Genomic DNA, 24,854 nt, shown 5'->3' on the forward strand with positions numbered 1-24,854 from the left:
ACGAAGGAGGGTTGCTCCTTGTTGGACGTGAACAACTTCGAGTATATGAAAATCGGTCTGGCTTCGCCTGACAAAATTCGCTCGTGGTCCCGCGGAGAAGTTAAGAAACCGGAGACAATCAACTATAGGACGTTAAAACCGGAGAAGGAAGGTCTCTTCTGCGAAAAAATCTTTGGACCTACTAAGGACTGGGAATGTCATTGCGGCAAATACAAACGCGTTCGTTACAAAGGCGTAGTCTGTGACCGCTGTGGCGTAGAAGTTACTCGCGCGAAAGTTCGCCGCGAGCGTATGGGACATATCGAGCTTGCAGCTCCTGTCTCCCATATCTGGTACTTCAAAGGTATTCCAAGCCGCATGGGCCTTGCGCTAGATATGTCCCCTCGTTCGCTTGAGGAGATCATTTATTTCGCATCTTACGTTGTTACCGATCCAGGTGAAACTCCGCTTGAGAAGAAACAACTATTGTCTGAGAAAGAATACCGCAGCTATCGTGAGAAGTACGGATTCGGCTTCCATGCAGGCATGGGTGCTGAGGCAGTTAAGAAGCTTCTTCAAGATATCGACATTGACAAAGAGCTTGTGCAACTGAAGGAAGATCTGCGTACGGCTCAAGGCCAACGTCGAAACCGTGCGATCAAGCGTCTTGAAGTTGTCGAAGCATTCCGTAATTCCGGTAACGAACCGGAGTGGATGATTTTGGACGTGCTTCCGGTCATTCCTCCTGAGCTTCGTCCAATGGTACAGCTCGACGGCGGCCGTTTCGCAACGTCTGACCTTAACGATCTGTATCGCCGCGTAATTAATCGGAACAACCGACTGAAGCGCCTGCTTGATCTAGGTGCGCCAGACATTATCGTACAGAATGAGAAGCGTATGCTTCAAGAAGCTGTTGATGCATTGATCGATAATGGTCGTCGCGGCCGACCTGTTACAGGACCGGGTAACCGTCCATTGAAATCGCTCAGCCATATGCTCAAAGGTAAGCAAGGACGTTTCCGTCAGAACTTGCTCGGTAAACGGGTTGACTATTCCGGTCGTTCCGTTATCGTCGTAGGTCCTAACCTGAAGATGTTCCAGTGCGGCCTTCCGAAGGAAATGGCCCTTGAACTATTTAAGCCGTTCGTCATGAAGGAACTCGTCAACAAAGGCCTCGCGCATAACATTAAGAGCGCAAAGCGTAAAGTTGAACGCGTAAGCCCTGAAGTGTGGGACGTTCTTGAAGAAGTAATCAAGGAGCATCCGGTATTGCTCAACCGTGCCCCTACGCTTCACAGACTCGGTATCCAAGCGTTCGAGCCTATCTTGGTTGAAGGTAAAGCGATCAAGCTTCACCCGCTCGTATGTACAGCTTACAACGCTGACTTCGACGGTGACCAAATGGCCGTTCACGTACCGTTGTCCGCGGAAGCGCAAGCGGAAGCTCGTCTTCTTATGCTTGCATCGGGCAATATCTTGAACCCGAAAGACGGTAAGCCAGTCGTTACACCATCGCAGGATATGGTTCTCGGCAGCTACTATCTGACGATGGACAACAAAGAGTCCAAAGGCAGCGGTTCCGTATTCGGTACGGTCAACGAAGCAATCTCCGCTTATCAACGCGGTATTGTATCGTTGCATGCGCGTATCTTCGTTCCGGTTCGCGTGTTGAAAAAAGTTAATTTCACCGAACAGCAGCAAAACTCGTTGCTCGTTACTACGGTTGGTAAAGTTATCTTCAACGAGATTTTCCCTGAAGATTTCCCTTATATCAACGAAGCAACGAAGACGAACCTGCTTCATGGTACTCCAGATAAATATTTTGTTTACGAAAAAGGCGCAGACCTAGTTAAGTTTGCGGATGAACTGAATACCCCTGGCGCGGTTGGCAAAGATTACCTTGCGCTTGTTATTGCGGAATGCTTCCGTCAATATCACACAACGCTTACGGCTGTCCTTCTTGACCGCATTAAGCAGCTTGGTTTCACGTATTCTACAAAGGCTGGTATTACGATCGGCGTATCCGACGTTATCATACCGGTAGAAAAAGCTGAAATCATGAAACGTTCCGACGATAAGGTCGCTACTGTTATGAATCAATACCGTCGCGGTTTGATTACGAACGAAGAGCGTTATGACCGTATCATCACGATTTGGAGCGCGTGTAAAGACGAAATTACCGAAGTCCTCATGAAATCGATGGATCGTTACAACAACATCATGCTCATGGTGGATTCGAAAGCACGGGGTAACAAATCGCAAATTACTCAGCTCGGCGGTATGCGTGGTCTGATGGCCAACCCATCCGGTCGTATCATCGAGTTGCCAATCAAATCGAACTTCCGTGAAGGTCTTACCGTCCTCGAGTACTTTATCTCGACGCATGGTGCGCGTAAAGGTTTGGCCGATACAGCACTTCGTACAGCCGATTCGGGTTACTTGACTCGTCGTTTGGTTGACGTTGCGCAGGACGTAATCGTTCGAGAAGAAGATTGCGGAACAGATAAAGGCTTCACAGTTAGCAAGATTCAAGACGGTAAAGAAGTTATCGAGGATCTGTACGACCGTATTGAAGGACGTTACTCCTTCGAGACTGTTCGTCATCCGAAGACTGGCGAAATTATCGTTAACCGCAGTGAACTGATCGATTCGAACAAAGCGGATGCGATCATCGATGCAGGTGTTGAGAAGCTGCAGATTCGTTCTGTGCTCAGCTGCCGCGCCCGTCATGGCGTATGTAAAGTGTGCTACGGCCGTAACTTGGCTACTGGCAAGCACGTTGAGATTGGTGAAGCGGTTGGTATTATCGCGGCTCAATCGATCGGCGAACCAGGAACACAGCTCACGATGCGTACGTTCCATACGGGCGGCGTTGCCGGCGACGACATCACGCAAGGTTTGCCGCGTATCCAGGAGTTGTTCGAGGCGCGTAATCCGAAAGGCCAAGCGATCATTTCCGAGCTTGACGGCGTCATCAAGGAAATTCGTGAAGCGAAGGACCGTCGTGAGATCGAAGTTCAAGGCGAAGCAGAATCGAAAGTATATGCAGTTACTTACGGTTCGCGTATCCGCGTAACGGAAGGCCAGCATATCGAAGCAGGCGATGAGCTGACAGACGGCTCGATCGACCCGAAAGACATGCTGCGCATCAAAGGTATCCGCGGCGTTCAAAACTATATTTTGCAAGAAGTACAGCGCGTTTACCGGAACCAGGGCGTAGAAATCAATGACAAGCACGTTGAAGTCATGATTAAACAAATGCTCCGTAAAATCCGTATCGTAGACGCTGGCGGTACAACTCTTCTTCCAGGTGCGTTCGTAGACATTCATGAATATGAATCTCAGAACCGCGAGGCGATCTTCTCTGATAAGGAGCCTGCTGTCGCTAAGCCGGTATTGCTCGGTATTACGAAAGCGTCGCTTGAAACGGATTCGTTCTTGTCGGCGGCATCGTTCCAAGAAACGACACGCGTATTGACCGATGCTGCTATCAAAGGCAAAGTCGACCAATTGCTTGGCTTGAAAGAGAACGTAATTATCGGTAAGCTGATCCCAGCAGGTACCGGTATGCAGCGTTACCGCAATATCCACTTCGTGGGTATGGAAGATGAAGAAGGTAATCCGATTGTCCAAGAAGAAGCTACGGAAGCAGTAGCTATCGAATAGATAGCGTCCATGGCTACTCTGATAGATAATGAACGTGAATGAAGTGATACATGCACCCGTTCGCTCGATGCGAACGGGCTGCGTGGATCGCTTTTTCTTTTAACTAATGGAATAAATGTTGTACGAGATTCATCATTAATCGCATTGCTTGTCCTAAATATTAGGTTAATCTAAGGGGATTTATAAATTTCAGAGAATTACACTTGACATGTATACAGTATAGATGCTAATATGTCGAAGTGTGCCTGATGACTAGGAATTAGAAATTCGTATGTTCATTTATGAACCGCCTGGTTCTGTGGGCTTAAATGGGGTAAAATGTCTACCGTATTAAAGACATTGATATAGGGGAAGGGGGTGGCAACATGCCAACAATTAACCAGCTGGTCCGCAAAGGACGTCAAGCGAAAGTCGTTAAGTCGAAATCGCCAGCATTGCAAAAAGGTTTCAACGCACTGAAACGTGAAGCTACTAACATCAGCGCTCCTCAAAAACGCGGTGTGTGCACTCGTGTAGGTACAATGACTCCAAGGAAACCGAACTCCGCACTTCGTAAATATGCTCGTGTTCGTCTGACGAACCGTCTAGAAGTTACGGCTTACATCCCGGGTATCGGACACAACCTGCAAGAGCATAGCGTTGTTTTGATCCGCGGCGGTAAAGTAAAAGACTTAGCAGGAGTACGTTACCATATCGTTCGTGGCGCTCTTGATACTGCAGGCGTAAACAACCGTATGCAAGCTCGTTCGAAATATGGTACAAAACGTCCTAAAGTTAAAAAATCGTAAGAATAACTCTATCGAGTTATTAACAAGCTAGAACAAGCGACTATAAGAAGAAAGGGGGACTTTACATGCCACGCAAAGGTCCTGTAACGAAGCGCGATGTGCTTCCAGATCCGATGTATAACAGCAAGCTGGTAACGCGCCTAATCAACCGCATTATGCTTGACGGTAAAAGAGGCGTAGCGGCAACACTGCTATACGATGCTTTCAAATTGATTCAAGAGCGTTCCGGTAAAGATCCGATGGAGGTTTTTGAAACAGCTTTGAAAAACATTATGCCGGTTCTTGAGGTTAAAGCTCGCCGTGTAGGCGGCGCTAACTATCAAGTGCCTATCGAAGTTAAACCAGAGCGCCGTACGGCACTTGGTCTCCGTTGGCTCGTGAACTACTCACGTAACCGCGGCGAGAAAACGATGGAAGAGCGTCTAGCTGCTGAAATCCTGGATGCTTCGAACAACACTGGCGCTTCTGTTAAGAAACGCGAAGATACGCACAAAATGGCTGAAGCAAACAAAGCGTTTGCTCACTACCGCTGGTAGAATCTTAACAATCGAGAGGAGACCATTTTATGTCAAGAGAGTTCTCCTTGAATAATACGCGCAATATCGGGATCATGGCGCATATTGATGCTGGTAAAACGACTACTACTGAACGGATCTTGTTCTTCACGGGCCGTACACACAAAATCGGTGAGGTGCACGAAGGTGCAGCTACGATGGACTGGATGGAACAAGAACAAGAACGCGGTATTACGATTACGTCTGCCGCTACAACCGCTCAATGGAACGGTCACCGCATCAATATTATCGACACCCCGGGACACGTTGACTTCACAGTTGAAGTTGAACGTTCCCTGCGCGTATTGGACGGGGCTGTTGGGGTTTTCAGTGCGAAAGAAGGCGTTGAGCCACAGTCTGAAACGGTATGGCGTCAAGCTGACCGTTACAACGTACCACGTATCGCTTACGTCAATAAGATGGACATCATTGGCGCAGACTTCCTGAATGTTATTAAAGACATGCGCGAGCGTCTGCAAGCTAATGCTGTTGCGATCCAAATACCGATTGGCGCTGAGAGTGATTTTGTCGGCGTTATCGATATTATTGAACGTGTAGCTTACAAGTACAAAGATGATACAGGTAAAGATCCTATTCAAGTTGAGATTCCTGCTGAGTACGCCGACCAAGTCGAAGAACTTCGTACGGAATTGATTGAAAAGGTTGCTGAACTGGACGAAGAATTAACGATGAAATATTTGGAAGGTGAAGAACTCACTATTCCAGAAATTAAAGCAGCACTCCGTAAAGGCGTATGCGAAGTTAAAATCTTCCCAGTAATCGTTGGATCCTCGTATCGCAATAAAGGTGTTCAATTGATGTTGGATGCGGTTGTTGACTACCTTCCATCCCCACTCGATGTACCGGCTATCAAAGGTACGCTCGAGGATGGAGAAGAAGGCGCACGACCATCGTCTGATACAGAGCCGTTCTCGGCTTTGGCATTCAAAATCATGACGGACCCTTATGTTGGTCGTTTGACGTTCTTCCGTGTGTATTCGGGTATATTGAAATCCGGTTCGTATGTTCTTAACTCAACTAAGGGCAAACGTGAACGTATTGGACGTATTCTTCAAATGCATGCTAACTCGCGTCAAGAGATCTCCGAAGTGTATTCCGGCGATATCGCTGCAGCCGTTGGTCTTAAAGACACAACAACTGGTGATACACTTTGCGATGAGAAAGCGATCATCATTCTTGAGTCGATGAACTTCCCAGAACCAGTTATCTCGGTTGCTATCGAACCAAAAACGAAAGCTGACCAAGACAAACTCGGTATTGCGATTTCTAAACTCGCTGAAGAAGATCCTACCTTCCGCGCACATACGGACGAAGAAACAAACCAAACGATTATTTCTGGTATGGGTGAGCTTCACCTTGAAATCCTCGTTGACCGTATGTTCCGTGAATTCAAAGTTGAGACAAACGTTGGTAAACCACAAGTTGCTTACCGTGAAACGTTCCGTCAAGCTGCGAAAGTTGAAGGTAAGTTCGTTCGTCAATCCGGTGGTAAAGGTCAATTCGGACATTGTTGGGTTGAATTCTCACCACTTGAGCCAGGTTCAGGCTTCATATTCGAAAACAAAACAGTCGGCGGTTCGATTCCACGTGAATTTATCGCTCCTATCCAGGCTGGTATTGAAGAGTCGATGAAAAACGGCGTTGTAGCCGGCTTCCCGCTCGTTGATGTCAAAGCTGTTGTTGTAGACGGATCTTATCATGATGTCGACTCCTCCGAGATGGCGTTCAAAATTGCAGGTTCGATGGCGCTTAAAGCTGCCAAAGAAAAATGTAAGCCAGTATTGCTCGAGCCAATCATGAAAGTTGAAGTTACTGTTCCAGAAGAGTACATGGGCGATGTTATGGGTATGCTTAACTCCCGTCGTGGTCGTATCGAAGGTATGGATTCGCGCGCAGGCGCTCAAATCATCCGTGCTAAGGTGCCTCTCTCCGAGATGTTTGGTTACTCCACAACACTTCGTTCCGGTACACAAGGACGCGGCGTATTCTCGATGGAGCTTTCTCACTATGAAGAAGTTCCTAAGTCGATCGCTGAAGAAATTATTTCCAAGCACAAAGGCACTGAGTAATCACTGCGTTTGGCTAACTAAAGTTTGTTCTAGGCCGTCATCAGGTTTGCTTGCACTCTAGGTGTCGGCCCACACATAAAAAATATGATGGTATATGAGGAGGATTAAGTTCAATGGCTAAGGCAAAATTTGAACGTAATAAACCGCACGTTAACATTGGTACTATCGGTCACGTCGATCACGGTAAAACAACATTGACGGCTGCTATTACAACTGTTCTTTCCAAAAAATACGGCGGTGCAGCAGTAGCATTCGACCAAATCGATAAAGCTCCAGAAGAGCGCGAGCGCGGTATCACAATCTCGACAGCACACGTTGAGTATGAGACTCCAGCTCGTCACTATGCACACGTTGACTGCCCAGGTCACGCCGACTACGTTAAAAACATGATCACTGGTGCTGCTCAAATGGACGGAGCTATTCTTGTAGTATCCGCTACTGACGGCCCAATGCCACAAACTCGTGAGCACATCTTGCTTTCGAAACAAGTAGGCGTGCCTTACATCGTTGTATTCCTGAACAAATGCGACATGGTTGAAGACGAAGAGCTTCTTGAGCTTGTTGAGATGGAAGTTCGCGACCTTCTTTCCGAGTATGAGTTCCCAGGCGACGACACTCCAATCATCCGCGGCGCAGCTCGTGAAGCACTTGCTAACCCAGATGGTCCTTGGGCTGATAAAATCATCGAGCTCTTCGAGCAAGTTGATACTTATATCCCAACTCCAGAGCGCGACACAGCTAAGCCTTTCCTTATGCCTGTCGAGGACGTATTCACAATCACTGGCCGTGGTACAGTTGCTACAGGTCGCGTAGAGCGTGGCGTTATCAAAGTTGGCGACGAGATCGAAATCATCGGTCTTGCTGAAGAGTCCCGTAAATCCGTAGTAACTGGCGTTGAAATGTTCCGTAAATTGCTTGACTCCGCTCAAGCTGGCGACAACGTTGGCGCATTGCTTCGTGGTGTAGACCGCAGCAACATCGAGCGTGGTCAAGTATTGGCTAAACCAGGTTCGGTTAAGCCACACACGAACTTCACTGCTCAAATCTACGTTCTAACTAAAGAAGAGGGTGGCCGTCACAAGCCTTTCTTCACAGGCTACCGTCCACAGTTCTACTTCCGTACAACTGACGTAACAGGTATCATCAACCTGCCAGAAGGCACTGAGATGGTTATGCCTGGCGACAACATCACTGTAACGGTTGAGCTTATCGCTCCAATCGCTGTTGAAGAGGGAACTCGTTTCTCGATTCGTGAAGGCGGCCGTACAGTAGGCGCTGGCGCAGTAGCAACTATCCAAAAATAATAAACGCGGCCTTAGGCCGACGTTTGTAACAAGAAGCTCCCACACACGTGGGAGCTTCTTTATGTTAGTAATTATATTTGGATATTTTTCATGTAACTAATGATTGACGGTATACAGGTTAGACCATTAATATTAAATGTAATGTAAAGGTTGTCCACACTCCGAAGGCATTCAGTCACCGCAAGTCAGGCATAGTTCTGAAGAGAAAGGTATGGCCTTTTTTGTATTGTCTGGATGACCCTTTACGAGCACAACTTTGACGGCACACATCATGAGAGGGGTATAACAAATGAAAAAAAAGTTTTGGTTAGGCGTTACGCTTGCAGCTGTTATGGCTGTAACGGCAGCATGCGGTGCGAACGACTCCGGCAATGCTAATACTGGATCGAATAACAATGCAGGCAATACTGGCGGCAATGCGGAGAAAACGTACACGATCGCTATTTCTCAATTTGTCGAGCATCCATCGCTGGACGCTACTAGAGAAGGTTTCATCGCAGCATTGAAGGATGCAGGTATCGAGGAAGGCAAGAACCTTAAGATCGATATGAACAACGCACAAACTGATGCGGCAACCAGCAAAACCATTTCTCAGAAAATTGCTTCTAGCAACGCTGATCTTGCACTTGGCATCGCAACGATGAACTCTCAGAACTTAGCTGAGGACGTAACGGACATTCCTGTATTGTTCGCAGCCGTAACAGATCCGATCGATGCGGGCATCGTTAAACAGCTTCAAGCTCCAGGCGGCAATGTAACAGGTGCATCCGACACGAATCCGGATGCGGTTAAGCAAACGATGGACTTCATCGCTGCTGAACTTCCTGAAGTAAAGAAAGTAGGCCTCGTCATTAATGAAGGCGAGCCGAATGCAGTAGTTATGGCTAAGTATGCACAAGAAGCGCTCGAAGCGCATGGCATTGAGCTTGTTAAAGCGCCTGTTGTTAACACTTCCGATGTTCAACAAGCTGCTGAATCTTTGGTTGGTCGCGTTGATGCCATCTATATCACACTCGACAACAACGTTGTTAGCGGCGTGGACTCCATTATTGAAGTAGCTAACAAAAACGACATCCCATTCTTCTCCGCTGACCGCGATACAGTTGAAAAAGGAGCTTTCTTAACGGTTGGCTTCAAATACTATGATCATGGTTATGAAGTTGGACAAATGGCAGTTGAGATTTTGAAAAACGGCAAAAACCCAGGTGAGATGGACATCACGGTTCCACAAAAGCTTGATTTCATCATTAACCTAAAGGCTGCTGCAGAGCAAGGTATTACAGTTACGGATAAAATGAAAAGTTATGTGAAAGATCCTGCAAACAACATTATCGAGTAAGTTCGGCATCATTGGAATAGAATAAGAAAATGAAAACATGCGGGGTGAGCGGCAATTCTGTTCACCCCCTTGTTGTGATAAAGGAGTGGCATAACGATGCTCACATCATTACAGGGTGCTGTGGAAAGCGGCCTGTTGTATGCGTTGATGGCGCTTGGCGTCTATATTACGTTCCGTATCCTCGACTTTCCGGATCTGACTGTAGACGGAAGCTTCACAACAGGCGCTGCGATCGGCGCTGTTATGACCGTAAACGGTACACCGCCATGGCTTGCGATTATTTGTGCATTTATCGGCGGGGCAATAGCGGGTACTTGTACGGGCTTGCTTCATACAAAGGGTAAAATAAACGGATTGTTATCCGGTATTATTATGATGATTGCCTTGTATTCCATTAACTTGCGCATTCTCGGTAAACCGAACGTTTCCTTGCGCAACATGGATAACGTATTTGACGGCGCATCGGTATTGGTAATTGCGATTGTTTTGGCAGTTGTTGTTAAGCTTCTGTTGGACTTGTTCTTCAAAACCGATGTAGGCTTAAGCTTGCGTGCAACTGGGGATAACTCGCGAATGATTCGCAGCTTTGGTGCAAACACAGATGTTACAACGATCTTCGGGATTGCTTTGTCTAATGCATTGGTAGCAACCTCTGGAGCACTAATTGCTCAGAATCAGAAGTTTGCAGATAATAGCATGGGTATCGGTATGATTGTTATCGGATTAGCTTCCGTTATTATTGGCGAGGCCATTTTCGGATCGCGTTCCATCTTCCGCGCCACTTTGGCTGTTATTCTTGGTGCGGTCATTTATCGGATTATTTTTGCGCTGGCACTCCGTGTCGAGTGGCTGGAAGCATCCGATATGAAACTCATTACAGCAATCATTATTATCTTCGCTCTTGTTGTCCCATCAGCTAGACGTGCGGTGAAGATGAAGAGTGTCGCTCGCAAGCGTACAGCGGAGATGCTGGCTAAGCTCGGCAACACCCCACAAGCGGGAGGTGGCCGTTAATGTTGGAGATTGCTAACGTATCGAAGCTCTTTAACCCTGGCACGGTAGACGAGAAGACAGCACTCGTAGGCGCCAACCTTGTTATGAAGCCTGGAGACTTCGTTACAGTAATCGGAAGTAACGGCGCCGGCAAGTCGACGCTGATGAACATTATCTCCGGAGTAATGAAGCCGGATGCCGGTGATGTGAAGATTGACGGGAAGGTTATCTCGCCACTGTCCGAGCATCAACGCAGCCGCTGGATCGGCCGCGTCTTCCAAGATCCGATGGCCGGCACAGCGCCGCGCATGACGATTGAGGAAAATATGGCGATGGCTTTTACGCGAGGCAAGTCACGCGGATTCTCCTTTGGTGTGAATAAAGCGAAGCGAGCGGTTTTCCGTGAAGAACTGTCTCGTCTAGGCATTGGCCTTGAGAATCGTCTTAACGCCAAGGTTGGGTTGCTCTCAGGCGGCGAGCGTCAAGCGCTCAGCTTGCTAATGGCAACGTTCACTCGTCCGCAGATTCTATTGCTAGACGAGCACACAGCGGCGTTGGATCCCGCTCGTGCGGAGCTTATCACTACACTGACAGAATCGATTGTCCGCGAAATGAAACTTACGACGCTAATGGTAACACATAACATGGAGCAGGCGATTCGTCTTGGCAACCGCCTGATCATGATGGATAAAGGTCGAATCATTCTTAACGTTAATGAGGATCGCAAGAAGAACCTGACTGTAGAGCAGTTGCTTGGTGAGTTTGAGCAGATCAGCGGCAAGAAGTTGGCTGACGATCGCATCGTGCTGGGGTAGGTTTGATTGCGGACTTCACTGGGCTAGGAGCAGGTTTATTTGAGGGAGCTGCACTGCGTGGAAAGCGGGGGCTTGCGTCTGCGTTGAAACCGTATTGTTTTGATTAGAAAAGAACGCTGATACAATACGGATTTCAAAAGCAGACCGTAAACTCTCCAGCTCCCCGCTTTCCTCTCCGTTCCGTCCTCATCAAACGGGGGTATTAATAGAGGGAACTGCACTGCGTGGAAAGCGGGGGCTTGCGTCTGCGTTGAAACTGTATTGTTTTGATTAGAATAGAACGCTGATACAATACGGATTTCAAAAGCAGACCGTAAACTCTCCAGCTCCCCGCCTTCCTCTCCGTTCCGTCCTCATCAAACCAAATATAATAGAAGAAACGCGTGCGATGTTGAGTCGCACGCGCTTTTTTTTGTAACAGAAGCGATAGTTCGATTTTATCGAACTAATACTGAATATTGTGCACCATTGCATACAATAGTGGCAATTCGTCAAACTAATTAGCTGAAAATCGCTCAAGACGGCAAAACCGACGTATTAGTGTTCCGATATCGAGCTAAATGAGAGGTTTACGCTGAGGAGATTTAATTAGTTTCCTGAAAAGACACTACAGCGTGGCAGGATCAACTGGTTATAGGAAGCTTAGGTCGGCTATTGTGTATTCCCTCCTTATTACTAATGAATAGTTTCAGCTGGCGTTATATAATGTGATTCGGGTCAATAATGAGTGAGGACAACTCATAACGGAAATGGTATTAGCTACATATGCTCGTTCACATGAATTCGAACGAGCATGCTTTTCTGCTTCGAGCGAGCACATCAGGGATTTTTCAAGGATAAGAGCGGAGCAGAACTGGGTTCGGTCGGAGAGTTTACGTTCCGCCTTTGAAATGGTGATCTTACCTTTAACTCGATTCTTAGGATCACCATTTCAACAGCGGACGGAGGCCGAATGCAGTGGCGCAAAGCGGTAATAATCCTTGTTCGATGCCAAATGTTGCGAGCAAGATTATTATGTTGCAATTGCCTATTAAATTCGGTATAATATTGACTGTTGGTCTGACGTTGCGTTGATGCGAGAGGTTGCCGACACACCCCGCTCCTTTGCCATGGAGCGCGTGAAGGGTTTTTCTCGCGGAGTATGTCCGATAATAAATTGGGCGATAGAAGGAGGGACTTATATGGCAAAGCAAAAGATTCGTATTCGCTTGAAAGCATACGATCACAGAATTCTTGACCAATCCGCAGAGAAGATCGTTGAAACTGCAAAACGTTCCGGCGCAGGTGTATCCGGGCCGATTCCGTTACCAACGGAAAAGCAAATCATCACTATTCTCCGTGCGGTACACAAGTACAAGGATTCCCGGGAGCAGTTCGAACAACGTACACATAAACGTTTGATCGATATTGTTAACCCAACGCCGCAAACGGTTGATGCGTTGATGCGCCTGGATCTACCATCCGGTGTAGATATCGAAATCAAACTGTAATAACAAAAGTAAATGCGATCATAGAAAGGAAATGAGGTGTCAACATGAAAGGTATCTTAGGGAAAAAACTTGGAATGACTCAAGTGTTCACTCCTGAAGGAAACGTAGTTCCAGTAACGGTTATCGAAGCTGGTCCTTGCGTCGTGCTTCAGAAGAAAGACCAAGAGAACGATGGCTACGAAGCCGTTCAATTCGGTTTCTCCGATAAGAAAGAAAGCAGAACGAATAAGCCAGAGATCGGCCACGCTAAGAAAGCTGGCGCGACTCCTAAGCGCTACGTTCGTGAGATTCGCGGTATTAACCTTGGTGATTACGAAGTTGGCCAGGAAGTGAAAGCTGACTTGTTCGCAGAGGGCGAATTCGTTGACGTAACAGGTATTTCGAAAGGTAAAGGCTTTGCCGGCGTTATCAAACGTTGGGGACAAAGCACTGGACCAATGGCACACGGTTCGCGTTACCACCGTGGTCCAGGTTCAATGGGTTCGATCCAAGCTAACCGCGTACCGAAAGGCAAACGCCTTCCAGGTCACATGGGTAACGAAACGATCACAATCCAAAAGCTTGAAATTATCCGTGTAGATGCAGAACGTAACGTTCTTCTTGTAAAAGGTTCGATCCCGGGCCCTAAAAACGGATTCGTTAAAGTAAAACAAACCGTTAAGAAATAATTGCTCTTGAAGAAAGGAGGAACAAGAAATGCCTACAGTTAAAGTATTGAACGTGAGTGGCGCTTCCGTTGGCGAGCTTGAGCTTGCTGAGAACGTATTTGGTATTACACCAAACGCAACGGTTATGCACAGCGCTGTTGTCCTTCAACAAGCTGCTGAACGTCAAGGTACTCACAAAACTAAAGGACGCTCCGAAGTACGCGGCGGCGGTCGTAAACCTTGGAAACAAAAAGGTACTGGCCGTGCTCGTCAAGGTAGCATTCGCTCCCCGCAGTGGGTTGGCGGCGGTACTGTATTCGGACCGACTCCACGCACTTACGGATTCAAGCTTCCTAGAAAAGTTCGTCGTCTTGCGATCAAATCCGCATTGTCTTCGAAAGTTATCGCTAACGAAATTATCGTTCTTGATCAACTGACATTCGCGGCTCCTAAGACGAAAGAATTCGCAAACATCTTGAACAACCTTAAGGTTGACCGTAAAGCGCTTGTTGTAACGGCTAACTATGAGGATAACGTAGCATTGTCCGCTCGTAACATTCCGGGCGTAAAATTCGTTGCAGCTGACGGCATCAATGTTCGTGACGTACTTGTGTATGATAAGCTGATCATCACTAAAGAAGCAGTAGAGAAAGTACAGGAGGTGCTTGCGTAATGAAAAATCCACGCGATATTATCAAGCGCCCGGTTATTACGGAACGTACGAGCGATTACATGGCTACAAAACGTTATGTTTTTGAAGTTGATCTTCGTTCGAACAAAACCGAAATCAAACAAGCTATTGAACAAATCTTCAAAGTAAAAGTAACCGGCGTTAACACGATGCGTGTAGCGGGTAAACCAAAACGTTATGGTAAACATAGCGGATACAGACCTGATTGGAAAAAAGCGATCGTTCAACTGAGCGCTGACAGCAAAGAACTTGAGTTCTTTGAAACGTCTGTTTAGAAAAGGAGGGAATACAAGTGCCAATTAAAAAGTACAAACCGACATCGCCAGCTCGTCGTGGTATGTCCGTGTCGACTTTCGAAGAAATTACGACAAGCACACCGGAGAAATCGTTGCTTGCACCGCTTTTCAAAAAAGCTGGTCGTAATAACCAAGGTAAAATTACGGTTCGTCACCATGGCGGCGGACACAAACGTAAATACCGTATCATCGATTTCAAACGTACTAAGGACGGTATCGTAGGTAACGTTGCGACGATCGAATACGATCCGAACCGTACTTCCAATATCGCTTTGATCCATTACGTGGATGGTGCGAAAGCTTACATCATCGCCCCTAAAGGATTGAAAGTCGGCGATCAAGTTATGTCCGGTCCTACTGCTGATATCAAGATCGGCAATGCTTTGCCGCTTGTGAATATCCCAGTTGGTACAGTTATCCACAACATCGAATTGAAACCAGGCAAAGGTGGACAACTTGTTCGCGCTGCTGGTACGGAAGCTCAACTTCTTGGTAAAGAAGAAAACTACGTATCGATTCGTTTGACTTCCGGCGAAGTTCGTCGCATTCTGAACACTTGCCGTGCTACAATCGGTTCTGTTGGTAACGAAGATCACGAACTCGTGAAAATCGGTAAAGCCGGCCGTAACCGTTGGTTGGGCAAACGTCCAGAAGTCCGCGGCGTAGTAATGAACCCGAACGATCACCCACACGGTGGTGGTGAAGGCCGTGCTCCAATCGGACGTAAATCTCCAATGTCTCCATGGGGCAAACCGACGCTTGGTTACAAAACTCGCAAGAAGAAAAAAGCATCGAGCCAATATATTATTCGTCGTCGCACGAAGTAATAATCGCTTGATACAGATTGCTTAACACGAACGTTATGTGAAGGGAGGAACACAAATGGGTCGCAGTTTGAAGAAAGGTCCGTTTATTGACGGGTACCTGCTTAAAAAAGTCGAGGTCTTGAACGAATCCGAGAAAAAAGTCGTTATCAAAACCTGGTCCCGCCGCTCGACCATTTTCCCACAATTCATTGGTCACACGTTTGCAGTTTATGATGGTCGTAAGCATGTGCCGGTTTATGTAACGGAAGATATGGTTGGACACAAGCTTGGTGAATTCGCACCAACTCGTACGTACAAAGGCCATGCCGGCGAAGACAAAAAAACGGGCAGACGTTAATTTGCCCTTTATCACCTTTAATGAACGAGAGGAGGTTCCTACATGCAAGAAGCTAAAGCGCACGTTAAATTCGTTCGTATTGCTCCGCGCAAAGCGATGCTCGTTGCTGATTTGATCCGTGGTAAGCAAGTTGGCGAAGCTATTGCCATTCTGCGTCACACGCCGAGATCCGCTTCCCCAATTCTGGAGAAGTTGCTGAACTCTGCTATAGCGAATGCTGAGCACAACTACCAGCTAGACGTTAACAAATTGGTTATATCGCAAGCTTTCGTTAACCAAGGGCCAACGATGAAACGTTTCCGTCCTCGTGCTATGGGACGTGCAAGCCGGATCAATAAAAGAACCAGCCACATCACCTTAGTGGTATCTGAAAAATAAGGAGGGATTACGTGTGGGTCAAAAGGTAAATCCAGTTGGCTTCCGTGTCGGAGTTATCCGCGATTGGGAGTCGAAATGGTTCGCAGGCAAAGATTTTGGCGATCTTCTGATGGAAGACGTTAAAATTCGTGAATATTTGAAAAACAAGCTGAAAGATGCAGCTGTTTCCCATATCGAGATCGAACGTGCAGCTAACCGCGTAAACGTAACGATCCAAACTGCTAAACCGGGTATGGTTATCGGTAAAGGCGGTTCCGAGGTGGAAAACCTACGTACGGAGCTTGGCAAAATCACTAAAGGCAAAAAAGTTCACATCAACATCTCTGAAATCAAACACGCTGATCTTGACGCTATTCTTGTAGCTGAAAGCATCGCACAACAACTTGAGCGTCGTGTATCTTTCCGCCGCGCATTGAAGCAAGCAATTCAACGCTCCATGCGTTCGGGTGCTAAAGGGATCAAAACCGCAGTTAGCGGTCGTCTCGGTGGCGCGGAAATCGCACGTTCGGAAGGCTACAGCGAAGGTACAGTACCTCTTCATACACTGCGCGCAGATATTGATTATGGTACAGCAGAAGCACATACAACTTACGGCCGTATTGGCGTAAAAGTGTGGATCTATCGCGGCGAAGTCCTTCCGACTAAGAAGAAAGCTCCCCAGGAAGGAGGCAACTAATCATGTTGGTACCTAAACGTGTCAAACACCGCAAACAACAACGCGGTCATATGAAAGGTCGCGCTAAAGGCGGCACAACAGTAGCATTCGGCGAATTTGGTCTTCAAGCGCTTGAACCGACATGGATCACGAACCGTCAGATCGAGGCAGCTCGTATCGCGATGACTCGTTACATCAAACGTGGCGGTAAAGTTTGGATCAAAATCTTCCCGGATAAGCCGATAACTCAAAAGCCTCTAGAGGTTCGTATGGGTAGCGGTAAAGGTAACGTTGAGAAGTGGGTTGCAGTCGTTAAACCAGGTAAGATCATGTTTGAACTTGCTGGTGTATCCGAAGAAATTGCTCGCGAAGCAATGCGCCTTGCTGCTCACAAACTGCCGATCAAAACGAAGTTCGTGAAACGCGAAGAAGTGGGTGGTGAAGCAAATGAAAGCTAATGAATTTCGCAACCTAACCTCTGCTGAGCTTGAACAACAGATCACTGGTTTTAAAGAAGAGCTTTTCAACCTTCGTTTCCAATTGGCTACTGGCCAACTGGATAACCCGACACGGATTCGTGACGTGCGTAAAGGAATTGCTCGCGCTAAAACGATCCTGCGTGAAAGAGAACTCGGCATCAGCAGCTAATAATATTTTCTTGCAGTTATGAACCATCACGGCTGTAGGAAGGAGGAAGAACATGAGCGAACGCAATGCCCGCAAAGTGCTAATTGGCAAAGTCGTAAGCGACAAAATGGATAAAACAATTGTTGTTGCTATTGAGACTTACAAAAAACACGAATTGTACCATAAACGTATTAAGGTTACGAAAAAGTTCAAAGCGCACGATGAAAACAACCAAGCGAAAATTGGCGATATCGTGAAAATCATGGAGACTCGTCCGCTTTCCAAAGACAAGCGCTTCAGACTTGTAGAAGTTGTAGAAGTAGCGGTTGTTATTTAACGAGCGATAGCAGTACCTGAGCATTTTTCCGAAAGGAGGACGTTGAAATGATTCAACCATTTTCGCGCTTAGCAGTTGCTGACAACTCCGGCGCTAAAGAATTGATGTGTATCCGTGTACTGGGCGGTACAGGACGCCGCGTTGGTCACATTGGCGACTTGATCGTTTGCTCCGTCAAACAAGCAACACCAGGCGGCGTTGTCAAAAAGGGTGACGTTGTAAAAGCCGTTATCGTTCGCACGAAGCGTTCGGTTCGTCGTAAAGACGGTTCCTACATCGCATTCGATGAGAATGCAGCAGTAATCGTTAAAGAAGATAAGAGCCCGCGTGGCACACGTATCTTTGGACCTGTTGCTCGTGAGCTTCGCGATAAAGATTTCATGAAAATCGTATCGCTGGCACCAGAAGTAATCTAATCAAAACCCTATATAAGCTTGAAAGCACAAGCGTGCAGGAGGTGTAACTCATGCCAAGGTTGAAAAAAATTCTTGAATCGCATAACAATAAATTGCACGTCAAAAAAGACGATACAGTTATCGTTATTACCGGTAAAGACAAAGGTAAAAAGGGCCGTGTAATCGCTGCGTACCCGCGTGAAAATCGCGTACTTGTAGAAGGCGTAAACATGGTGAAAAAGCATACTCGTCCATCGCAAGCAAACCCGCAGGGCGGTATCATTGAACAAGAAGCGCCAGTACACGTATCGAACGTTATGCACATCGATCCGAAGAGCGGTAAAGTAACACGTATCGGATACAAAGTGCTCGACAACGGTAAGAAAGTACGAATCGCTAAACGTTCCGGAGAAGTAATCGACTAATCGTTACAGTAGGAAAGGAGGTCCATGAAAATGGCAGCAAGAATGAAAGATCGTTTTCTCAATGACATCACACCTGCTCTTATGCAGAAGTTCAACTATACGTCTGTAATGCAAGTGCCGAAAATTGAGAAGGTTGTTATCAACATGGGGGTAGGCGAAGCGGTTTCCAATTCGAAAATCCTTGATGTAGCTGTTGAAGAACTACGCATCATTTCCGGTCAAAAACCAGTCGTAACTCGCGCGAAGAAGTCGATTGCCGGCTTCAAACTTCGTGAGAACATGCCAATCGGGGTTAAAGTGACATTGCGCGGCGAGCGCATGTACCATTTCCTTGACAAGCTGTTCAATATTTCGCTTCCACGCGTACGTGACTTCCGTGGTGTTTCGAATAAAGCATTTGATGGTCGTGGAAACTACACGCTTGGCTTGAAAGAGCAGCTGATTTTCCCAGAGATCGAATACGATAAAGTCGATAAAGTTCGTGGTATGGACATCGTCATCGTCACTACGGCAAAAACGGACGAAGAATCTCGTGAATTGCTGACCCAATTGGGCATGCCGTTCACGAAGTAATCCACTTGTAGGAGGTGTAATACCCAGTGGCAAAAACTTCGATGAAAGTGAAGCAACAACGCACACCGAAATTCCAAGTGCGTGCTTATACGCGCTGTGAGCGTTGCGGCCGTCCGCATTCTGTTTTGCAAAAGTTTAAAATTTGCCGGATTTGTTTCCGCGAGTTAGCACATAAGGGCCAGATTCCTGGCGTTAAAAAAGCAAGCTGGTAAAATGCCTAGTTCGGGAAGGAGGTTAACACAATGGTTATGTCTGATCCGGTTGCAGATATGTTGACGCGTATTCGTAACGCGAATGTCGTTCGTCATGAGACCGTGGAAATGCCCGCTTCGAAAATGAAGAAGCAAATTGCTGAAATTTTGAAGCGTGAGGGTTTCATCCGCGATGCTGAATATATCGAAGACAACAAACAAGGTATGATCCGTATTTTCCTGAAATACGGCCCTAACCAAGAGCGCGTAATTACAGGCCTGAAACGTATTTCGAAACCTGGCCTTCGCGTTTACACACAATCAACTGAAATCCCACGCGTTTTGGGCGGTCTTGGAATTGCTATTATTTCCACGTCCAAAGGGGTTATGACTGATAAAGAAGCTCGCCAAGTTAAATCCGGCGGCGAAGTAGTCTGCTACGTTTGGTAAGTAACAAGTCACAAAGACAGGAGGTGTAACAATGTCCCGTATTGGTCGTAAACCAATTCAAGTGCCTAACGGCGTTACTATTAACTTGGATAACACAGTTATTACTGTAAAAGGACCGAAAGGATCGCTTTCCCGCGAAGTTCACAAAGATATGAAAGTGAACGTATCGGAGACTGAAATCCTGATCGAACGTCCTTCCGACAATAAATTGCATCGTTCTTTGCACGGAACGACTCGCAGCATCATCGCTAACATGGTGAGCGGCGTTACTGAAGGCTTCTCGAGAAATCTGGAGCTGGTAGGTGTAGGTTACCGTGCGAACAAAGCTGGCGATAAGATCGTTCTTAACGTTGGTTACTCTCACCCGGTGGAGATTACTCCAGAGGCTGGTATTGAGTTTGACGTTCCTGCGAACACGAAAATCACTGTTCGCGGTATCGACAAAGAGCGCGTAGGCGCTGTTGCTGCTCAAATCCGCTCCGTTCGTGAACCAGAGCCGTATAAAGGCAAAGGTATCAAGTACGAAGGTGAACGCATCATCCGCAAAGAAGGTAAAGCTGGTAAGAAGAAATAAGCAAACGGCTCGTTTGCTTAAGATAGCGTCCTAAGGCAATGAGAAAGGAGTGAACCTTGCATGATTACGAAAGGCGATAAAAACAAGGCTCGTCTGAAAAGACACCTGCGTGTTCGCAAAAAAATCAACGGTACAGCTGCACGTCCACGTCTGTCTGTATTCCGTTCCTCCAAGCATATGTATGCACAATTGATCGATGACGTTGCAGGTGTAACGATCGCATCCGCGTCCACAATGGACAAAGAGTTGACAGAAGCTGTCGGCAATGGCGGTAACATCGAAGCAGCTACGAAAGTAGGCCAATTGATTGCACAACGCGCTCAAGCGAAAGGGGTAACCCAAATCGTATTCGACCGCGGCGGTTACTTGTATCACGGCAGAATTTCAGCACTTGCGACAGCAGCTCGCGAAGCTGGTCTGGAATTCTAATCGACTTTACTTATAAGGAGGTTAAATGACTTGCGTGTAGATCCGAATACGTTAGAACTGACTGAAAAAGTTGTTAATATCAATCGCGTAGCGAAAGTTGTAAAAGGCGGACGCCGTTTCAGCTTTAGTGCGCTTGTAGTAGTCGGCGACGGCAAAGGCTGGGTTGGCGCAGGGATCGGTAAAGCAGGCGAAGTACCTGATGCGATTCGCAAAGGTATTGAAGATGCTAAGAAAAACCTGATCCATGTACCACTCGTTGGAACAACGATCCCTCACCTTGTCCTCGGACATTTCGGCGCTGGAGAAGTTCTTCTGAAGCCGGCTTCCGAAGGTACTGGCGTTATCGCTGGCGGCCCTGTACGTGCAGTACTTGAGCTTGCTGGTGTAGGCGACATTTTGACGAAATCGCTCGGTTCTTCGAACTCCATGAACATGGTAAACGCGACGCTAGAAGGTCTTTCCCGTTTGAAACGTGCGGAAGAAGTTGCGAAGCTTCGTGGTAAAACTGTCGAAGAGCTGTTAGGTTAAGGAGGGAAATACGATGGCAAAATTGCAAATCACCCTCGTTCGCAGTTTGATCGGCCGCAACGAGAAACAACGTGCTACAGTTGAAGCGCTTGGCCTTCGCAAAATTCGCCAAGCTGTTGTTTTGAACGATAGCGAAGCTATCCGCGGCATGGTTAACGCTGTTAGCCACTTGGTTAAAGTTGAAGAAGTATAAGATAGCTTTCTAGAAATCAATAAGGAGGTGCACGAACGATGAAATTGCATGAGCTAGCACCAGCACCGGGTTCGACTCAAGCGCCTAAGCGCAAAGGCCGCGGTATCGGTTCCGGAAACGGTAAAACAGCCGGTAAAGGTCATAAAGGTCAAAACGCTCGTTCCGGTGGCGGCGTTCGTCCTGGTTTCGAGGGTGGACAAAACCCGTTGTATCGTCGAGTGCCGAAGCGTGGATTCAACAACCGTTTCCGTACCGAGTATGCGATTGTTAACATTGAAGAACTAAACAGCTTTGCAGCAGGTACAGAAGTCACTCCAGAAGTTCTTCTTGAGCAAGGGATTGTCAAAAATCCACTTGCAGGAATCAAAATTTTGGGTAACGGTGAAATTAGCGTTTCGCTGACTGTAAAAGCAAGCAAGTTCTCTCAATCTGCGGTAGAGAAAATCCAGGCTGCCGGCGGTAAAACCGAGGTGATCTAATTGTTCAAGACCGTGTCCAACATTTGGAAAGTGGCGGATCTTCGTACAAGGATCCTGTTCACTCTCATGATTCTTCTTGTATACCGCATCGGGGCATTCATTCCGGTGCCTGACGTCGACAAGAGCGTGTTCGATCAAGTCAATGAAGCCGGAACGGATTTGTTCGGCTTGCTTAACACGTTTTCCGGCGGTGCTTTGTTCCAATTCTCTATCTTCGCAATCGGTATTACGCCGTACATTACGGCTTCGATCATCGTACAATTATTGTCGATGGACGTAATTCCTAAGTTTGCGGAGTGGGCTAAGGAAGGCGAGAACGGTAAACGTAAACTTGCTCAGATCACTCGTTACGGTACGGTTGTGCTCGGTCTTGTTCAAGGCTTTGCAACAGCAATCGGCTTTAACCGTCAGTATGGTCAACAAATGATTCCGAACGCTACTTTCGTTGACTACTTAGTCATCGCTATCATTTTGACTGCAGGTACTGCATTCTTGATGTGGCTTGGCGAACAGATCACGGAAAAGGGCATCGGAAACGGTATTTCCATTCTGATCTTCGCTGCTATCGCAGCAGGTATCCCAGGACATATCCGTACGATCTACCAAGATCAATTCATTGGTGTACAAGACCAATTGTTCTTGAACATCATTAAGGTAATTCTGATTATCGTTGCGATTATCGCAATCATTGTCGGTGTTATCTTCGTTCAGCAAGGTATTCGCAAAATCCCGGTTCAATACGCTAAACGCGTCGTTGGACGGAAAATGTACGGTGGACAATCGACACATATCCCGATGAAAGTGAATGGCGCTGGCGTTATTCCTGTCATCTTCGCGGTATCGTTGATTATGTTCCCGATTACGATTGCTGGATTCTGGGCCGACAAAGGTTGGGCGCAATGGATAATGGACAATATGTACTATGACAAGCCGCTTGGCATGGTATTGTACGTATTGCTCATCATCGGATTTACTTTCTTCTATACATTCGTACAAATCAATCCTGTGCAAATGGCGGATCAAATGAAGAAGAACGGCGGCTACATCCCGGGCATTCGCCCAGGCAAGCCAACTTCCTCTTACTTGACTCGTGTAATGTCACGGATTACACTGACGGGTGCAATCTTCCTGGCGGTTATCTCCTTATTGCCGGTCGTGTTCGGTAAGATTGCTGGATTGCCAACGTCCGTTCAGCTTGGCGGTACCTCGCTTCTAATCGTTATCGGGGTTGCGCTAGACACGATGAAGCAAATCGAGAGCCAGTTGATCAAACGCCATTACAAAGGGTTTATCAATAAATAACAATAGGTTCTGACCGGGCTTTGCGCGATCGACAACGATATTGTGCGGGAAGCCCGCCCGAGCCTATTGTGCTTAAAGCGAGGAACTCGGCAATGAACATTTTATTCATGGGCCCTCCAGGGGCAGGCAAAGGAACGCAAGCTGAACGTATTGTAGAAGAATTCAGCGTACCGCATATTTCCACAGGCGATGCTTTCCGTCTTGCTATGAAGCAAGGAACTGCTATCGGTCTTAAAGCGAAAGAGTATATCGATCAAGGTCTGCTCGTTCCTGATGAGATCACCAATGGAATCGTGAAAGAGCGTCTTGCTCTTGATGATTGCAAAAACGGTTTTCTGCTCGACGGTTTCCCTCGCACGCTCCAACAAGCGGAAGCGCTTGACGGTATGCTTGCCGAGCTTAACCGCGGCATCGACCATGTTGTTAACTTGAAGGTTGATCGCGGACTGCTGCTTGCCCGTCTTACAGGCAGACGCATCTGCAAATCTTGCGGCTCGACTTACCACGTGATGTTCAACCCGCCAAAGGTTGAAGGCATCTGTGACAAGGACGGCGGAGAGTTGTATCAACGTTCAGATGATACAGAGGAAAAGGTAGGCACGCGCCTGGATGAGTATACATCCAAGACAGCCCCTCTACTCGATTACTACAGCACTAAAGGTCTCCTGCGCGAAGTCGACGGCGAGAAGGACATCGAAGTCGTAACATCCGAAATCGTATCCTGCTTGCGAGGTTCATTGTAATGATTATATGCAAATCCGAATCGGAGCTGCGCTATATGAGGGAAGCAGGACGCATCGTTGCGGAAACGCATCGACTAATGGCTTCAGCGGTTAAGCCGGGCATCACCACTGGTGAGCTAGACGAGATCGCCGACAAGTTTATTAGAAGTCAAGGTGCGATACCTTCTTTCAAAGGTTACAATGGTTTTCCTTCCAGCGTTTGCGCTTCTGTGAATGACGAGCTTGTACACGGCTTCCCTGGGTCACGCAAGTTGAACGAGGGCGATATTGTCAGTATTGATATCGGAGCGCAGTACGAAGGCTATCATGGCGATTCGGCTTGGACCTACGCGGTTGGAGCTGTATCCGATGAAGTTCAAAGGCTGCTAGATGTAACGGAAGCATCGCTTTATGCGGGGCTTGCGCTCATCAAACCAGATGTTCGTTTATACACGATATCGCATGCCATTCAAAAGGTTATTGAGAATGCTGGATTCTCCGTTGTGCGTGAATACGTAGGGCACGGAATCGGCGCGGATCTCCATGAAGAGCCGCAAATACCGAACTACGGTATACCGGACCGCGGACCACGGCTCAAGCCCGGAATGGTACTTGCAATCGAGCCAATGGTTAATATCGGTGAACGATATGTCCATACGCTCGAAGACAATTGGACGGTCGTAACAGATGACGGTTCATGGTGCGCTCACTTTGAGCACACGGTAGCCGTAACAGAGGACGGCTTTGAAATATTGACCATTTTGCCGCAGCAATCATAGT

32 protein-coding genes are annotated in these 24,854 nt (G+C 47.2%); all 32 read left to right on the forward strand.

Going from position 1 to position 24,854, the window contains the following annotated elements:
- The first annotated feature begins 18 nt into the window (after positions 1 to 18).
- Positions 19 to 3,645: a DNA-directed RNA polymerase subunit beta' gene (gene rpoC, locus V8F51_RS25010; protein ID WP_337103235.1), complete on the forward strand. Its 3,627-nt coding sequence runs from the start codon at positions 19 to 21 to the stop codon at positions 3,643 to 3,645.
- A 365-nt stretch (positions 3,646 to 4,010) separates the two neighbouring features.
- A complete protein-coding gene (gene rpsL, locus V8F51_RS25015; protein ID WP_054025332.1) occupies positions 4,011 to 4,433 on the forward strand; it encodes a 30S ribosomal protein S12 in 423 nt (140 codons plus the stop codon).
- Positions 4,434 to 4,498: 65 nt separating this feature from the next.
- Positions 4,499 to 4,969, forward strand: a complete 471-nt coding sequence (gene rpsG / locus V8F51_RS25020) for a 30S ribosomal protein S7 (protein WP_337103236.1) — start codon at positions 4,499 to 4,501, stop codon at positions 4,967 to 4,969.
- Between the two features lie 29 nt (positions 4,970 to 4,998).
- Positions 4,999 to 7,077: an elongation factor G gene (fusA, locus tag V8F51_RS25025; protein ID WP_337103237.1), complete on the forward strand. Its 2,079-nt coding sequence runs from the start codon at positions 4,999 to 5,001 to the stop codon at positions 7,075 to 7,077.
- A 113-nt stretch (positions 7,078 to 7,190) separates the two neighbouring features.
- Entirely contained in the window at positions 7,191 to 8,381 is a 1,191-nt protein-coding gene (tuf, locus tag V8F51_RS25030; RefSeq protein WP_337103238.1) for an elongation factor Tu, read from the forward strand.
- Positions 8,382 to 8,670: 289 nt separating this feature from the next.
- On the forward strand, positions 8,671 to 9,720 hold the full coding sequence (locus V8F51_RS25035; protein WP_337103239.1) for an ABC transporter substrate-binding protein: 1,050 nt from the start codon (positions 8,671 to 8,673) through the stop codon (positions 9,718 to 9,720).
- A 96-nt stretch (positions 9,721 to 9,816) separates the two neighbouring features.
- Positions 9,817 to 10,734, forward strand: a complete 918-nt coding sequence (locus V8F51_RS25040) for an ABC transporter permease (RefSeq protein ID WP_337103240.1) — start codon at positions 9,817 to 9,819, stop codon at positions 10,732 to 10,734.
- Positions 10,734 to 11,528, forward strand: coding sequence for an ABC transporter ATP-binding protein (locus V8F51_RS25045; RefSeq protein ID WP_337103241.1), 795 nt, complete (start codon positions 10,734 to 10,736; stop codon positions 11,526 to 11,528). Before V8F51_RS25040 ends, V8F51_RS25045 begins: the two co-directional genes overlap by 1 nt.
- Before the next feature lie 1,181 nt (positions 11,529 to 12,709).
- Positions 12,710 to 13,018, forward strand: coding sequence for a 30S ribosomal protein S10 (gene rpsJ, locus V8F51_RS25050; RefSeq protein WP_017692074.1), 309 nt, complete (start codon positions 12,710 to 12,712; stop codon positions 13,016 to 13,018).
- Between the two features lie 44 nt (positions 13,019 to 13,062).
- Positions 13,063 to 13,686 carry a 50S ribosomal protein L3 gene (rplC, locus tag V8F51_RS25055; protein WP_337103242.1) on the forward strand — a complete coding sequence of 208 codons (624 nt, stop codon included), beginning with the start codon at positions 13,063 to 13,065 and terminating at the stop codon, positions 13,684 to 13,686.
- Positions 13,687 to 13,714: 28 nt separating this feature from the next.
- Entirely contained in the window at positions 13,715 to 14,338 is a 624-nt protein-coding gene (rplD, locus tag V8F51_RS25060; protein WP_337103243.1) for a 50S ribosomal protein L4, read from the forward strand.
- Complete coding sequence (gene rplW / locus V8F51_RS25065) at positions 14,338 to 14,631, forward strand: 50S ribosomal protein L23 (RefSeq protein WP_337103244.1); 294 nt, start codon at positions 14,338 to 14,340, stop codon at positions 14,629 to 14,631. Before rplD ends, rplW begins: the two co-directional genes overlap by 1 nt.
- 17 nt (positions 14,632 to 14,648) lie before the next feature.
- Entirely contained in the window at positions 14,649 to 15,479 is an 831-nt protein-coding gene (gene rplB / locus V8F51_RS25070; RefSeq protein ID WP_337103245.1) for a 50S ribosomal protein L2, read from the forward strand.
- A 55-nt stretch (positions 15,480 to 15,534) separates the two neighbouring features.
- A complete protein-coding gene (gene rpsS, locus V8F51_RS25075) occupies positions 15,535 to 15,816 on the forward strand; it encodes a 30S ribosomal protein S19 (protein ID WP_183571400.1) in 282 nt (93 codons plus the stop codon).
- A 42-nt stretch (positions 15,817 to 15,858) separates the two neighbouring features.
- Positions 15,859 to 16,194 carry a 50S ribosomal protein L22 gene (rplV, locus tag V8F51_RS25080; RefSeq protein WP_307208489.1) on the forward strand — a complete coding sequence of 112 codons (336 nt, stop codon included), beginning with the start codon at positions 15,859 to 15,861 and terminating at the stop codon, positions 16,192 to 16,194.
- Between the two features lie 13 nt (positions 16,195 to 16,207).
- Positions 16,208 to 16,870, forward strand: coding sequence for a 30S ribosomal protein S3 (gene rpsC, locus V8F51_RS25085; RefSeq protein ID WP_337103246.1), 663 nt, complete (start codon positions 16,208 to 16,210; stop codon positions 16,868 to 16,870).
- Positions 16,871 to 16,872: 2 nt separating this feature from the next.
- Positions 16,873 to 17,307 (forward strand): 50S ribosomal protein L16, encoded by a 435-nt coding sequence (gene rplP / locus V8F51_RS25090; RefSeq protein WP_337103247.1) that lies wholly within the window; start codon positions 16,873 to 16,875, stop codon positions 17,305 to 17,307.
- The gene (gene rpmC / locus V8F51_RS25095) at positions 17,297 to 17,497 is read left to right on the forward strand and encodes a 50S ribosomal protein L29 (protein WP_307208493.1); all 201 of its coding nucleotides are present in this window, start codon (positions 17,297 to 17,299) and stop codon (positions 17,495 to 17,497) included. The genes rplP and rpmC overlap by 11 nt, the downstream gene beginning before the upstream one ends.
- A 52-nt stretch (positions 17,498 to 17,549) precedes the next feature.
- A complete protein-coding gene (gene rpsQ, locus V8F51_RS25100) occupies positions 17,550 to 17,813 on the forward strand; it encodes a 30S ribosomal protein S17 (protein ID WP_337103248.1) in 264 nt (87 codons plus the stop codon).
- Between the two features lie 47 nt (positions 17,814 to 17,860).
- The gene (gene rplN / locus V8F51_RS25105; RefSeq protein WP_053373907.1) at positions 17,861 to 18,229 is read left to right on the forward strand and encodes a 50S ribosomal protein L14; all 369 of its coding nucleotides are present in this window, start codon (positions 17,861 to 17,863) and stop codon (positions 18,227 to 18,229) included.
- 50 nt (positions 18,230 to 18,279) lie between these two features.
- The gene (gene rplX / locus V8F51_RS25110) at positions 18,280 to 18,633 is read left to right on the forward strand and encodes a 50S ribosomal protein L24 (RefSeq protein WP_307208495.1); all 354 of its coding nucleotides are present in this window, start codon (positions 18,280 to 18,282) and stop codon (positions 18,631 to 18,633) included.
- A gap of 30 nt (positions 18,634 to 18,663) precedes the next feature.
- On the forward strand, positions 18,664 to 19,206 hold the full coding sequence (gene rplE, locus V8F51_RS25115; RefSeq protein WP_307208496.1) for a 50S ribosomal protein L5: 543 nt from the start codon (positions 18,664 to 18,666) through the stop codon (positions 19,204 to 19,206).
- 26 nt (positions 19,207 to 19,232) lie between these two features.
- Positions 19,233 to 19,418, forward strand: a complete 186-nt coding sequence (locus V8F51_RS25120; protein ID WP_219874746.1) for a type Z 30S ribosomal protein S14 — start codon at positions 19,233 to 19,235, stop codon at positions 19,416 to 19,418.
- Between the two features lie 30 nt (positions 19,419 to 19,448).
- Positions 19,449 to 19,847, forward strand: a complete 399-nt coding sequence (gene rpsH, locus V8F51_RS25125) for a 30S ribosomal protein S8 (RefSeq protein ID WP_307208498.1) — start codon at positions 19,449 to 19,451, stop codon at positions 19,845 to 19,847.
- A 31-nt stretch (positions 19,848 to 19,878) separates the two neighbouring features.
- The gene (gene rplF / locus V8F51_RS25130; RefSeq protein ID WP_337103249.1) at positions 19,879 to 20,421 is read left to right on the forward strand and encodes a 50S ribosomal protein L6; all 543 of its coding nucleotides are present in this window, start codon (positions 19,879 to 19,881) and stop codon (positions 20,419 to 20,421) included.
- Positions 20,422 to 20,481: 60 nt separating this feature from the next.
- Complete coding sequence (rplR, locus tag V8F51_RS25135; RefSeq protein WP_337103250.1) at positions 20,482 to 20,850, forward strand: 50S ribosomal protein L18; 369 nt, start codon at positions 20,482 to 20,484, stop codon at positions 20,848 to 20,850.
- A 30-nt stretch (positions 20,851 to 20,880) separates the two neighbouring features.
- Positions 20,881 to 21,378: a 30S ribosomal protein S5 gene (rpsE, locus tag V8F51_RS25140; RefSeq protein ID WP_337103251.1), complete on the forward strand. Its 498-nt coding sequence runs from the start codon at positions 20,881 to 20,883 to the stop codon at positions 21,376 to 21,378.
- A gap of 13 nt (positions 21,379 to 21,391) precedes the next feature.
- A complete protein-coding gene (rpmD, locus tag V8F51_RS25145; protein WP_337103252.1) occupies positions 21,392 to 21,571 on the forward strand; it encodes a 50S ribosomal protein L30 in 180 nt (59 codons plus the stop codon).
- Between the two features lie 38 nt (positions 21,572 to 21,609).
- Positions 21,610 to 22,050, forward strand: a complete 441-nt coding sequence (gene rplO / locus V8F51_RS25150) for a 50S ribosomal protein L15 (protein ID WP_307208504.1) — start codon at positions 21,610 to 21,612, stop codon at positions 22,048 to 22,050.
- A complete protein-coding gene (gene secY, locus V8F51_RS25155; RefSeq protein ID WP_337103253.1) occupies positions 22,051 to 23,352 on the forward strand; it encodes a preprotein translocase subunit SecY in 1,302 nt (433 codons plus the stop codon). It abuts the gene before it with no gap.
- Positions 23,353 to 23,444: 92 nt separating this feature from the next.
- The gene (locus V8F51_RS25160) at positions 23,445 to 24,095 is read left to right on the forward strand and encodes an adenylate kinase (protein ID WP_307208506.1); all 651 of its coding nucleotides are present in this window, start codon (positions 23,445 to 23,447) and stop codon (positions 24,093 to 24,095) included.
- Entirely contained in the window at positions 24,095 to 24,853 is a 759-nt protein-coding gene (map, locus tag V8F51_RS25165; protein ID WP_337103254.1) for a type I methionyl aminopeptidase, read from the forward strand. Before V8F51_RS25160 ends, map begins: the two co-directional genes overlap by 1 nt.
- Position 24,854 lies beyond the last annotated feature (1 nt).

Source organism: Paenibacillus sp. YIM B09110 (genome assembly GCF_037167145.1).
Classification (GTDB): domain Bacteria; phylum Bacillota; class Bacilli; order Paenibacillales; family Paenibacillaceae; genus Pristimantibacillus.